The sequence below is a fragment of the Bacillus hominis genome, from assembly GCF_030348325.1.
Taxonomy (GTDB): domain Bacteria; phylum Bacillota; class Bacilli; order Bacillales; family Bacillaceae_G; genus Bacillus_A; species Bacillus_A hominis.
Map to the genome: position 1 here is coordinate 172,978 of NZ_JAUCFS010000003.1, position 12,249 is coordinate 185,226.

Annotated in this window: 11 protein-coding genes and 2 pseudogenes; 3 read left to right on the forward strand and 10 right to left on the reverse strand. The window is 34.8% G+C overall.

Features of this window, described 5'->3' with window-relative positions; all coding sequences use genetic code 11:
* The first annotated feature begins 154 nt into the window (after positions 1–154).
* On the forward strand, positions 155–1,585 hold the full coding sequence (locus QUF93_RS01245; protein ID WP_289375123.1) for an IS4 family transposase: 1,431 nt from the start codon (positions 155–157) through the stop codon (positions 1,583–1,585).
* Positions 1,586–1,851: 266 nt separating this feature from the next.
* On the opposite strand, the gene QUF93_RS01250 is transcribed toward QUF93_RS01245, so the two are convergent.
* The 7 genes from QUF93_RS01250 to QUF93_RS01280 all read right to left on the reverse strand — a co-directional run bounded on the left by QUF93_RS01250 (position 1,852) and on the right by QUF93_RS01280 (position 10,851).
* The gene (locus tag QUF93_RS01250; RefSeq protein WP_080019313.1) at positions 1,852–3,282 is read right to left on the reverse strand and encodes an IS4-like element ISBce2 family transposase; all 1,431 of its coding nucleotides are present in this window, start codon (positions 3,280–3,282) and stop codon (positions 1,852–1,854) included.
* Between the two features lie 452 nt (positions 3,283–3,734).
* The gene (locus QUF93_RS01255; RefSeq protein ID WP_289375125.1) at positions 3,735–5,153 is read right to left on the reverse strand and encodes a hydroxymethylglutaryl-CoA lyase-like TIM-barrel protein; all 1,419 of its coding nucleotides are present in this window, start codon (positions 5,151–5,153) and stop codon (positions 3,735–3,737) included.
* Entirely contained in the window at positions 5,150–6,214 is a 1,065-nt protein-coding gene (locus tag QUF93_RS01260) for an alpha/beta hydrolase (RefSeq protein ID WP_289361143.1), read from the reverse strand. The genes QUF93_RS01255 and QUF93_RS01260 overlap by 4 nt, the downstream gene beginning before the upstream one ends.
* A gap of 14 nt (positions 6,215–6,228) precedes the next feature.
* A complete protein-coding gene (locus QUF93_RS01265) occupies positions 6,229–6,666 on the reverse strand; it encodes a DUF441 family protein (RefSeq protein WP_070143922.1) in 438 nt (145 codons plus the stop codon).
* Between the two features lie 15 nt (positions 6,667–6,681).
* Positions 6,682–7,548 carry a HesA/MoeB/ThiF family protein gene (locus QUF93_RS01270; RefSeq protein ID WP_289361145.1) on the reverse strand — a complete coding sequence of 289 codons (867 nt, stop codon included), beginning with the start codon at positions 7,546–7,548 and terminating at the stop codon, positions 6,682–6,684.
* 13 nt (positions 7,549–7,561) lie between these two features.
* Positions 7,562–8,410: a HesA/MoeB/ThiF family protein gene (locus QUF93_RS01275; protein WP_289361146.1), complete on the reverse strand. Its 849-nt coding sequence runs from the start codon at positions 8,408–8,410 to the stop codon at positions 7,562–7,564.
* Between the two features lie 800 nt (positions 8,411–9,210).
* Positions 9,211–10,851 carry a family 14 glycosylhydrolase gene (locus QUF93_RS01280; protein WP_070144042.1) on the reverse strand — a complete coding sequence of 547 codons (1,641 nt, stop codon included), beginning with the start codon at positions 10,849–10,851 and terminating at the stop codon, positions 9,211–9,213.
* Between the two features lie 239 nt (positions 10,852–11,090).
* Between QUF93_RS01280 and QUF93_RS01285 the strand changes: the two genes are divergently transcribed.
* Positions 11,091–11,222 (forward strand): hypothetical protein, encoded by a 132-nt coding sequence (locus tag QUF93_RS01285; protein WP_289361234.1) that lies wholly within the window; start codon positions 11,091–11,093, stop codon positions 11,220–11,222.
* On the opposite strand, the pseudogene QUF93_RS01290 reads toward QUF93_RS01285, so the two are convergent.
* The 3 genes and pseudogenes from QUF93_RS01290 to QUF93_RS01300 form a co-directional block, all read right to left on the reverse strand.
* Positions 11,191–11,387 (reverse strand): annotated as a pseudogene (locus tag QUF93_RS01290) (DDE-type integrase/transposase/recombinase); the annotation flags it as partial. The gene QUF93_RS01285 and the pseudogene QUF93_RS01290 overlap by 32 nt on opposite strands.
* Positions 11,388–11,519: 132 nt before the next feature.
* Positions 11,520–11,927 carry a UCP033725 family protein gene (locus QUF93_RS01295; RefSeq protein ID WP_289361147.1) on the reverse strand — a complete coding sequence of 136 codons (408 nt, stop codon included), beginning with the start codon at positions 11,925–11,927 and terminating at the stop codon, positions 11,520–11,522.
* Positions 11,928–11,945: 18 nt separating this feature from the next.
* Positions 11,946–12,137, reverse strand: a complete 192-nt coding sequence (locus tag QUF93_RS01300; RefSeq protein WP_289375184.1) for a hypothetical protein — start codon at positions 12,135–12,137, stop codon at positions 11,946–11,948.
* On the opposite strand from QUF93_RS01300, the pseudogene QUF93_RS01305 reads away from it, so the two are divergent.
* Positions 12,078–12,224: pseudogene (locus QUF93_RS01305) on the forward strand (recombinase family protein); the annotation flags it as partial. The gene QUF93_RS01300 and the pseudogene QUF93_RS01305 overlap by 60 nt on opposite strands.
* Positions 12,225–12,249: the final 25 nt, after the last annotated feature.

The following is a 12,249-nucleotide window of genomic DNA, read 5'->3' on the forward strand; positions in this document are numbered from 1 at the left end:
TATTCTTCCCTCTCTTCTTTTTCATTATAAAGTCTCCTGTAACTAGAGAGTCAACGTCGTTTTCTAAAATAAAATCACTTATAAAATATCGTCACAAGAACACAAAAAAACGTTATCCTTTATATAGAATTATAGGAAAGGATGATGGTTTTATATGTCTGTTTCGGTATCAGATGAATTACAACTATTTGCTCAAGAAATTCAAAGCTTTTTATCCCCTAATATCTTACGAAATCTTGCTAGAGATGTTGGCTTTGTGCAACGAACAAGTAAGTACCAAGCCAAAGATTTAGTTGCTTTATGTGTATGGATGAGTCAAAATGTTGCTACGACTTCTTTAACTCAGCTATCTAGCTGTTTAGAAGCGTCAACAGAAGTTCTCATCAGTCCCGAGGGACTAAATCAACGATTTAATAAAGCGGCCGTTCAATTTTTACAACACATATTAGCTGAACTTCTAAACCAAAAATTAGCTTCATTTATACCGATTTCTTCTCCATTCACTTCTGTTTTCAAGCGTATTCGGATCCTGGATTCTACCGCATTTCAACTTCCAGATATCTTTTCATTCGTTTATCCAGGTGCAGGAGGATGCAGTCATACAGCTGGGATGAAAATTCAACTTGAGTATGACCTATTAAGCGGACAGTTCCTACATATTCATACAGGTCCAGGTAAACAACATGATCGAACCTACGGTTCTCTGTGTGTCCCAACTATAACAGCGAATGATTTATGTATCCGAGATTTAGGTTATTTTCATTTGAAAGATCTTCAACATATACAAGATAAAAAAGCTTACTATATCTCTCGTATCAAGTCGAATACACGTATTTATCAAAAAAATCCCACCCCTGATTACTTTCAAGATGGAAGAATTAAGAAAGGTACAGAGTATATACAGATAAATATGGAGGTCTTAATGAACTCTCTTCAGCCAGGACAAACATGTGAAATATCCGAAGCCTATGTAGGAATGACTGATAAAGTATTAACTCGTGTGATTGTACATCGACTAACAAAAGAACAACAAAAAAAACGATTACAAGATCAAGCTGTAAGAGAAAAGAAGAAAGGAATGAAGTATTCTCCTCGTAGTAAACGGCTCAGTGGTATCAATGTATATATGACAAATACCCCTACAGATATTGTCCCGATGGGACAAGTACATGATTGGTATTCTTTACGTTGGCAAATCGAAATTTTATTTAAAACGTGGAAATCATTCTTTCACATTCATCATTGTAAAAAGATAAAACGAGAACGATTGGAATGCCATTTGTATGGGCAACTGATTGCCATTCTACTCTGTTCCTCTATTATGTTTCAAATGCGGAAGTTACTTCTCATAAAAAAGAAACACGAGCTGAGTGAATATAAAGCCATATATATGATTAAAGACTATTTTTTTCTTCTGTTTGGAGCAATGCAAAAAGACACCCAAGGATTATCAAAGGTTCTTCTTCGTCTGTTTAACCTCCTACAGCGAAACGGACGGAAATCTCATCGATACAAGAAGAAAACAGTCTTTGATATATTAGGTGTCGTTTACAATTGTACCATGTCGGACAATCAAACAGCTTAATAAAAAAAAGTGAAACCCGTTAGGGTTTATTTGATATGCAAAATTTCCAATGATCTACACTGATTTTTAGAAAAAGAAAAAAATTTCTTCTGAAACTGACCTTTCCTAACCTTAGCTTGATAGCGATGTGGTGCTACCCCACATCCATCAACTTAACGTATATTTTTATACAAAATGCGGTCTTTCCACGTAGTTTTTTATTATCTTTTATAGATGTTATAAAAGTAGGCACATCAAATAAACCCTGACGGGTTTCAAATTTTTCGCTATGCTACCTGATGGGCAGAAGTGGTATACTCATACACAACACCTAAAATATCAAAGACTGTTTTTTTCTCATATCTGTGAGATTTTCGTCCGTTTCGCTGTAGGAGGTTAAACAGACGAAGGAGAATCTTTGATAATTCTTGGGTGTTTTTATGTAGTGCTTGATGAAAAAGTAAGAAATAATCTTTAATTATGTACATCGCTTTATATTCACTTAGTTCTTTCTGTTTCTTACGTAACAGGAGTTCTCTCATTTTAAACATAGTAGAAGAACATAATAGGATACTAATGAGTTGTCCATAAAGGTGGCATTCTAATCGCTCTTGTTTAATAGATTTACAACGATGAATTCGAAACCAAGATTTCCATATTTTAAATAACAGCTCAATTTGCCAACGCAGTGAATATAAATCATAGATTTTCTCTTTCGGTACCCATTCCGTAGGAATGTTTGTCATATATACCGTAATTCCTTGTAAAAGTTTCGTACGCTCTGTATATGTAATCCCTTTTTTCTTTTCGCGAATAGCTCGATCATGTAGACGTTTCTGTTTTTGCTCCTCTGTACATCTATAAACCACAATGCGAGTGGGTAGTTTGTCTTTGCTCCCTACATATACATCATGTAATTCATACACTTGGCCAGGTTGTAATTGGTTCATGATGTCTTCCAAATGAATTTGTATATATACCGGTCTCAATTGAGCAGGTTTTGTTTTAAATACCACTGTTTCGAATTCTTTTCTATATATTTTAGTTGGTAATTTAAGACGCGATAAATAATACCCTTCCTTATCTTGGATCGATTTAAAGTCTTGTAAACGAAAATACCCTAAGTCACGAATATATAGTTCATTCTTTTGTGTCATGTCCATTCGAGTCGCCCCATATGCCTGATCACTTCGTTTTCCTGGTTCAATTTTCACATCAGAAAACTCTCCACTCAACAAGTCATACTCTAATTGAATTTTCACACCAGCTGTATGACTACAGCCTCCGGCACCAGGATAAGTAGCTGCGAATCGATCTGGAACTTGAAAGGTTGTAGAATCAAGGATGCGAATCCGCTCAAAGTAAGCAGAAAGAGAATGAGAAATTGTAGATGATCCTCCAATTTTAGCTTGTAGAAGTGTAGTAAATACATTTCGAAAGAAGGCTACAGAAGCCGAGTTAAATCGTCGATTCAGTCCCTCAGGACTTAATAAAATTCCTGTTGAAGTTTCTAATTGACTACAAAGTTGAGTAAGAGAGGTTGTAGCGATTTGTTGATTTAACCATACACACAAAGATAAAAAATGGTGCCCATGGCACTTACGTTTTCGTTTCATTCCACCTGCTTCTATAGCTAATTGATTAAGTGTAGCGGGAGACATATATCGATATAACTCTTCGGCAAATAAAGACAGCTCTTGTTTTTGATGCATATTCATAAAAAGCACGTCACCCTTTCTCATTAACATAAGAGAATAGTAACGTGCTTTTAAGTTTAAGAATAGTCTAAATCCTTAAGTTGATGGATGTGTGGTGCTACCCCATCGCTATCAAGCTAATATTTTAAAGTGCCCCCAAAACGAAAAAGCTAACTACTTATCTGAAAAATAATAAGTAGTTAGCTTTTTGGGATACTACCGATAACAGGAATTATGTGAATAAAAAGTTCCACCAGACTAGAAGGGATGGCGCCAACCAAATAAGGAGGGCACGGCAACGATTCTTTCTTTTTGGGGCCATTCAAAAAACAGATAGAATCCAAAGAACACATTGAATCCTATCTGTTTTTTATTTTTTTACATAAAGAACATTGAGACTGCTTATACTCTTATCAGTCAAATGGTTTACTAAAACATCATCATAACAAAAATAAAAACTTTTTTATATTTAATTAATATACAAACACTTTTGATGAGTTTTCCTCTAACAAACTAGAATTATAATTAGGTGCTAGTACGATATTCGTATAGGTTCCTGTACCCGAAAGGTACTTGTACCTATGTTTTAAACCGGCTGGAATAAAAACGGATGCAGGGCTCTCAATGATTTTAGATTCTCCTTCAATTTCTACTTCACATATAAGGCCTGTACCATCTATTTTGTTCCCCCAGAAAATAAAAGCACTATCACAATGATGTGCATGAACATCTACATGTCCTTCTAAGCTATCCTCCATCTGTGCATCGTAAAATACACGCTGTATTACATAAAATGAAGCGCGTTCATCAGTTCTATAATCCATCTGTACCCAACGCTCTCCTGGACCATCACTATGATATAAAAGCTCAGATGCTCCTTTTACAAATGGTTTACTAACTCGGAGAGACTTTGAAAGCCGAGGCCCTTTTCTTTCTATACGTTTTTGTTGTATGTTCCTTACTCTTCCTAACATTTCAGGTTGAATACCCTCGTATGCTGAGTAATTCTGCTGAACAGCTTTTATATGATAGGATGCAGTATGAGTAAATATATTCTTTCCAATAATCGGTCTCCAATGATCTACTTGACAACCAGTAGCTAATTGGAGAGATTGCGTTAATTCAGGAATCATCTGTAGTTTAAAGCACTGTAGATTACGCTTTTGAGATAAAAATACTGATAAATTTAGCAAATCAACAATCCCAGCACGTTCACCTATTCCGCATAATGTAGCATCAATGACAGATGCCCCCGAATCGATTGCAGCAAGAGCATTTGCCATGGCTAATCCTAAATCATTATGAAGATGAACTTCAATCTCACAAGGGAATGTCTCAACAGATTTCTTCACGATTGTCGCACACTGACCTGGCTCCCAAATTCCTACAGTGTCTGCTAAACTGATTCGATCTGCTCCAGCTATATGTGCAATCTGTCCAATGTAGGCGATATCTTCCCATTCCGTTCGTGAAGCATCTTCAATAGTAAAACGGATTTTCATTCCTAAAGATTTTGCTTCTTCAATAGCTTGTTTCACCTGATTAATAACATAATCTTTTGATCGATTGGTGTATTTTGTTTGTAAAGAAATAGGATTAATAGACGCCCAAATTCCTATCCAATCGGCACCAGCACGATAAGCCGCATGAACTTCTTCTTTTTTCGCCCGAGCATGCATAAGTATTTCGGCGTGCTTTGCAGATGCTGCAACTTCTCGGCAAATCTCTTCTTCTTCTTCAGAGATACCAGGGTGTCCAACTTCAATAAGACTTACTCCAAATTCCTCTAACATGTGAAGTAATGTAATTTTGTCTTCCTTAGAGAAACGAATACCACATTGTTGTTCTCCTTCACGTAAGGTAGCATCTAATATTGTTAAACCCTTTTTCATTCCTGTCTGCCTTCTTTCGCTTCTATAAAGTTTAATGTTTGTTCGAATAGGGTATTACGATTCTTTTCATAAACAGCCCAGTGTGTTGCATCGGGGATTACTACTTCTTTTTTTTGTTTTGCACTTGTTAATTTTGACATCATATTTCGGTCTGCAAATATGTCATCTTCCCCGTAAATGACAAGTAATGGAGCGGTAATCTTAGATACATCATATAGAGGCTGATTTTTCCAAATATAAAATAAATCTTCAAGTGGACCAACTGGTCGGCGAATTGTTTGATTATTTTTCTTACTCATAGGATCTGAATCAATAAAAACTTGTTTTACGGCATCCATTGCTTCGTTTGTAACAATTTTTTTATTTCCCATCATCATATACCAATGATGCATTCCTTTATCAAAGTCTACGATTTGATAAGCTGGTGCTTCAGGATTAAACTGATTAGGTTGTAGTGGGTTTTCGAAAGGTTGTGTCATCATAGGAAGTGTGAACCCATGCATATACCCATATAAAATAAGTTTATTAATATCTTGAGGATGGGATATTGCATAATTTCCAGCCACAACGCCTCCATATGACCATCCAACAATATGAATTTTTTTTACGTTTCTCTTCTTTTTAATCCAATTTACAATTGTCTCTAGATCTTTAGTTGCATCATTCAAATGAATAACCGGACGGTTTTTGGAAAAAGGATCTGACATTTCTTTAGGGCGAGAAGAACGACCAAACCCTCTGAAATCCATAGCCCAAGTATCATACCCTTTTCTGGCATACTCATCCATCCACGAAAATTTTGGTACATCAAATGCTTGAGCTGTAGGTACACTAAATGGTTCTAAAAATAAGATAATTTCATCAGATGTATACTGTTTTTTATTATTTAAGTTTTTATGAAGTAAAAATAATTTTTCTTCTCCTTGCTGAATTCCTAATTCTTGTTTTACCACTTTAGAAGTTTGATCATTTTGAGAAGTTTCTTTGCTATTAGAACAACTAGACATAAGTATTATCAAAAAAATCCCTACTAAACTAATGTATGTCCATTTTATCTTCATTTAGAATATTCCTTTCATTTCATAGAAATGATAGCTATGATTCCCGCCGCAATAATTAATCCGGCTGGTAATCCTTTTGTAAATAATACGGCAATAAGAGTACCTATTAAGACACCTAACAATATTGTAGGATTCATAGGTAGAACTCCTACACCTTTTCCTCCTATGTATGACACAGTAAAACCTGCTAGAATGGATCCTAATCCGATAGGAGAGGTAATTAATTTTATTACGTTTTCACTTGTAATCTTTCCAGATGTGATTGGTACTAAAAGGAATAGCATCAGAAAGAAAATACCAATTGGAAAAGAATATTGTTGAATAAGATGTAATAAAGTTTTTTGTCCAACAGTAAGTAAAACTCCTAATAAACAAGCCGCACCAGCTAGCGCATAATCCTTAACAAGCAGAGCGAGTGTAACAATAATCCCCAGTAACAAAAAAGGAAGCATATTCTCTTACCTCATCTATAATGTTGTATAATCCCAACTATCATTTTCAGGTACAGACACATGTACCATATTTTGATTTGCAAGGTTAATTTGTATTAAATTTGGACTTATTACAGGTTTTAAGTCTTCTCGATTTATTATAAATTTAAATGCTTCAAAGCTTGCTAGAATGCCTATGATATTCGCAACAGGAGACAGTACCGACCATGGGCGATCTTTTTGCACATAACTATTTGCCCATTTCTCATCCGCACCATGCTTGACAGAATGAAGAGCACGTCCATCTTTTAACTCATGAATTTTATTCTGCATTTCTGGTGTTAGCTCTTGTTGATAAGATGGATATCCTAACGCAATTTCATAGGGCGTAGAGTTAGGAGTTAAAGACATGACGCCACCTCTAAAAGGGGGGGTAACTGCAATCCAAATAGAAGGGATTCCTAGTTTCTGAGCTGTACGATGGATAATTACTCTCGCTACTAAATTATCAGTTGCATCTATAATGACATCTGTATTCGTTAGAAGTTCTAATGCATTGTCCTCGGTAACAAATTCTTTTGTTATCTCTACTTGTAATAATGGATTAATGTCTTGCAAAATTTCTAAAGCGACCTCTGCTTTTCGCTGTCCTAATTTACTGATGGAACTTAGCATTTGTCGATTGATATTACTTGCTTCAAATACATCTTGATCAATAACATGTAAAGAACCCACACCCATTCGCGCCAATTGGATAATTGTAATTCCTCCTACGCCCCCTGCTCCAACTACAGTAACTCGAGAATTTTTTAATTTCTCCTGCTCCTCTACAGAGATAACACCAATATTTCGCGTAAAACTTTCTTCATATATATTTTGCATATCATTATTTTTTGTTAACAAATTGTATTCCTCCTTACAGTGTTTTATAATCCCATCCACCTTTTGGGGCTTCTTTTACTTGAACCGGGATATGACTATCTAAATCCATTACAATGCCTTTAGGCGCTCTAGCTAGAGGTTCACGATCAGTTAAAACTTGTATTGCTTCATGAAAACTAAATAGTGACAATAGATGAGCACGCATCGGCGTGATAATCCATCCTGCTTTTCCATCACAAAAATCTTGCGCCCACTCTTTTGGTGCGCCTTTCTCCACAGAATACCAAGCTCGACTTTTCTTTATATCAGCAATCTGTTGTCTTAATTCTTGATTTGTTAATTTGCATCCGACACTTGAGATATTTAATGCTTCTTCATAAGGAATTCCGGTTGGGAAAAATGTAGAAACAAATCCTCGTGTTGGGGGGCTACCTGACATCCCCACACTTGGTATACCTAATTCTCTAGCTGTTCTATGTATTATGACTCTTGAAGGCATATCATCTACGGCTTCTAGTACAATATCATGCCCTTTTATAAGCTCGATTACATTATCTTCATCTACTCTTGTTTGGATAAAGTTTGTTGATATATATGGATGTATATCTTTTACAACCTGTTCTGCAACTTTTGCTTTTGGTTCACCTATAACACTAGAAAGCGCTAACATTTGTCTGTTAATATTAGAAACTTCAAATTCATCAGGATCAACACCGGTAATATGCCCTATTCCCATTCGCGAAAACAGAATTGCTTCATATCCACCTACTCCCCCTAGTCCAAAAATAATGACCTTCTTATTTCGAAGACATTCTTGTTCCTGTTCAGAATACACACCAATATTCTTCTTAACCATTTCCCAATAATATGAATCCATATCCATTTTGGAGTCTCCTTTATATGTAGTAACCATTTCAAAAAATAATTCCTGTATATAAAAATAGTCTAGAAGTATGTCGTTTTTGTGTGCTATTTGTAAAAAAAATAAAAAACTTTCAATTCTAATTTTTTTAACAATAGAAAAAGTAGGTTTAACGTACAGCATACACCTTAGAATGTGTCCAAGTTGTGTCTAAACGTACAATTTTCTTTTTTTGATATGGTGCCCCCATGATGCAAACAAATAATTGTAACCGAAGAAACCCCCTCATTTTTTGAGGGGGCTCCATCACTTTGCTTGTCCACTTACTGTTGACATTTACCGCAATATATTTCCTAATTATTGCGCATTTTTTCTTGCTACTGTTATCTTATTGTTTTTTACAACCCAAGGATCTGAAACAACTGAACCATCTGCTCTCTTTAACGTATATTTGGTTCTGGTGCAAAAACTATAAGATTTATGTAACTAATCTCTGAAACTTGGACATACTGATACTAGTACTCTAAAAGAGGACGTGATCAGTATGGAAAAGCAAAACCTATTCAAGTGGAAACATTATCAGCCTGAACTAATCTGTTTCTGGTGCAAAAATGATTACGTAGATAATCCAACATGAATGTTATATTCTCATGAGAATGAGTTGTTCGGAAATCAATATAAAAATCCTTATTTTTATACTTTGTAAAAATTGAACGTTCGTAATTACTCTCATATTTTTGTGTATATTTTGACAGCATTCGAGGCTTGCACCAGAACCCTTTATCACTTATTAAAGGATCTTTTTTGTTTGCATAATATAATTACCACCAACTTATATGAGAGGTAGTCTTCAGTGGGACTGGATTCCAACTTTGTTGTATTGTTTGCCATGATTTGACCGTTCCATCTTTACTTTTAATAAATGCTTTAAATTCTATATTTCTTTCAGCTGGCAACACAACATTTCCTCTCCAATCATTACTATGAGAATCATAATATAATTGAATTGGATACTGTTTTGTGTCCCAACTTCCTAATTCCGCACGATTCCCAGTAATATAAACAGTATCTCCTATTGTTGTAGGAGCATTTTTTACTACAATCGTTTGCATAACAGGAGTCACACCTAATAAATCTTTAAATTTCTCCATTAATGAATTGTTATACATTACATCTTGATACCGAAGTAACGTAAATCCAGCAAAATTATAATTAAAAGCCATTTCTGCAACTCTGTTATACTCTGCCTCATTTCCTAAACTTAAAGCATTTTCACCATTTAATACAATTCCCTTTTGATTAGCTAATGTTGCAATTTCTTGTACTAATGTTCTAGGCATTGAATATTCGGGATAACTACCTTTGTCTATCATTTCTAGACAAGTAAATGTTACATCTAACTTTGCGCTTTTGAAAGCATCAAGTAAATGGCTATAATTATTATACCCTGCTGGCTTTTCTGCCCCGTGAGGTATAACCGGATTATTATATTGCCAATGTACTCCTGCAATCTTTGCACCGATTGGTACTTGAAGACTTGAATCAAAAGCATCGTGTGCCAATTCACCAATTAATTTTGTATGACTTTCTAAAACACCTTGATACCATTCTAAATAATCTTTTCCATATGAAGAGTTATATCCATTCTTTAGAAACAGTTCCTCATCACTTGGTGGTAAAATTTCTGAAACAGAAGTAAGTTTTGTACTCCACTCTTTGTTCACTTCATTTAAGGAATCATATTTATTTAATACCCAGGAACGGAATTTTGATTTTGCAAATTCTGTATAGGCTTGAAACTTTCCACGTGATGGATAGCCGCTTCCATCAGCAGATGTGTAGGAAGGATATCTCAGCTCTCCAGCTGGTCCCCCAGATAAGTATATCTTTGCGATTACATCTTTATACGGTTTCATAGCTACTGCGAATGCCGTATATAGTTCACCATATTCCTTTTGAATTACATCTGAAGCAAGTGGATTCAATGTTTCTTTATTAACGGTTCCGGTTTCAGATTTAAAGTAAAGACTATCATCATTTTTTTGATTCCAAACCCATGAAGGAATTGGTGTATTACAATCATCGCCAACATTTCCACCACACTGATGTGTAGAAATAATAGGTATCATTTTCATACCTGCATTTCTTACTGATTGAGCAAAACGCTGTGCGTATGAAAAATCAAATTGCTGATCCCCGTTCTTTTCCATATCTCCCCACCAAAAATCAACAGTAATAGCATAAAAACCATTTTGTTTTGCCCACCTTAAATCATTTTCAAATGTCTCCCAATTTGTTACTTCCGGAATCTTTTTTAATGGTGCCATTAAGTAAGCTTTGTAATCCGGATTCATTCCTTTTCCATTTACGGCTGCAAAACTTGCTTGTGGAATTAATAGAGATACAAATAACATCAAGACAGATAAAATGACAATACCATAATATTGAAACTGTTTTTTCATCCCTTTTCTCCTTTTCCTTTTTTAAATTTATAAAACACTTATGTATCCGTTTTCATTATATACGAAAAACGCAATCGTTTGCATGGAAATATTGCATAATATTAAGCTAAAATAAACAAGCTAGATTAATTAAATTGTTTATTTTAAAATTCGACTACAGATTATTCGGTTCTGGTGCAAAAACTCTCTTAAATTTGGACATACTGATATTACTTCTCTACAAAAGGTGTGTGATCAGTATGAAAAAGGAAAATTTGTTCAAATGGAAGCATTATCGGTTCTGGTGCAAAAATAAAACAAAAGAGAATAAAGCATTTATATTCCTAACGGAATCGTATCTTATGTTGCAAGTCCAAACAATTGATGGATGAATTCTTTTTGATTTTGGACAGACTGGTTCCGTAAAGCAATCTGTTTTTTTAATCATATGCATGGCTTCTACTCCAGAAAGAATAGATGTAGCTGTGTCAAAAGATTTAAGACCTAGCATAGAACGGATTCGCTTCTTTATAAAGCGGATGATCTTGTTCTACTATGGGTTCTGGTGCAAAGATAAAATAAAAGAGAATAAAGTACATATATCCCTAACAGAACCATGAATCCTTATGTATATGTGAAGTGAAAAGCAGAACCTGTATGAGCAAAGGTTCTGCTTTTATTTGTTGTAATTAATTCTCTTTATCTAGTGTAAATCCCCATATAGGTTTTACTTTTTCGATTAACTTAACATCAACTAGGTTTACAGTTTTTGAAAATTCACCACGACCAGCTGTAGACATTCCTAGCTCACGAGCTACTTTCTGGTCAATGCCATATATATCTACAGTCCCTTTTTCTTCATTCAATCCTATTACTAAAAATTCAATTCCTTTATATACAGCAAAAGGAGTAACGTCATAGGCTGTTTCTAAATCGGATTTTTCAACTACCTTAATAAAAAGATTAGGGTCTCGGTCATATCGTACAAAGCCGTTTTTTAAATCTTGTTCATCTCTAGAAATTAACTCTAGGTGGTTATCTATTTGTACTATTTTATATTCTTTTTCGTTATAAATTGCGTACTTATTACGTCTCATCTTCTGGGTTTCCTCTCTTTAATTTTTAGCAGTAGCTGCAACGCATTTTTCATTACGTCCATCATATATCCCCACTAATCGTTCTTCACCATGTACTATTTCATATATTTCATCTCCGTCATTTGGGTGCAAGCCTTGTCCATACGGTGACTCATATTCATAGAAGAAACGTATCCTAAGTGGAAAAATAAAGAAATAACTGGGGTTCAATTTATGGAACTGTTAGAACTGAAGAAAAATACTTTTTACAAAATAATCAAGGAATATGAAAGTACACTGAATCAAAACCAGCTATGAGTTGGTTTTTTTTATCATTTTAGCC

What these genes read in the sequence shown, in the direction of transcription:
- QUF93_RS01280 (WP_070144042.1), bottom strand. Translation starts at nt 10,851, where the DNA reads ATGAAAAAACAGTTTCAATATTATGGTATTGTCATTTTATCTGTCTTG.
- QUF93_RS01245 (WP_289375123.1), top strand. Translation starts at nt 155, where the DNA reads ATGTCTGTTTCGGTATCAGATGAATTACAACTATTTGCTCAAGAAATT.
- QUF93_RS01260 (WP_289361143.1), bottom strand. Translation starts at nt 6,214, where the DNA reads ATGAAGATAAAATGGACATACATTAGTTTAGTAGGGATTTTTTTGATA.
- QUF93_RS01255 (WP_289375125.1), bottom strand. Translation starts at nt 5,153, where the DNA reads ATGAAAAAGGGTTTAACAATATTAGATGCTACCTTACGTGAAGGAGAA.
- QUF93_RS01295 (WP_289361147.1), bottom strand. Translation starts at nt 11,927, where the DNA reads ATGAGACGTAATAAGTACGCAATTTATAACGAAAAAGAATATAAAATA.
- QUF93_RS01250 (WP_080019313.1), bottom strand. Translation starts at nt 3,282, where the DNA reads ATGAATATGCATCAAAAACAAGAGCTGTCTTTATTTGCCGAAGAGTTA.
- QUF93_RS01285 (WP_289361234.1), top strand. Translation starts at nt 11,091, where the DNA reads ATGAAAAAGGAAAATTTGTTCAAATGGAAGCATTATCGGTTCTGGTGC.
- QUF93_RS01275 (WP_289361146.1), bottom strand. Translation starts at nt 8,410, where the DNA reads ATGGATATGGATTCATATTATTGGGAAATGGTTAAGAAGAATATTGGT.
- QUF93_RS01265 (WP_070143922.1), bottom strand. Translation starts at nt 6,666, where the DNA reads ATGCTTCCTTTTTTGTTACTGGGGATTATTGTTACACTCGCTCTGCTT.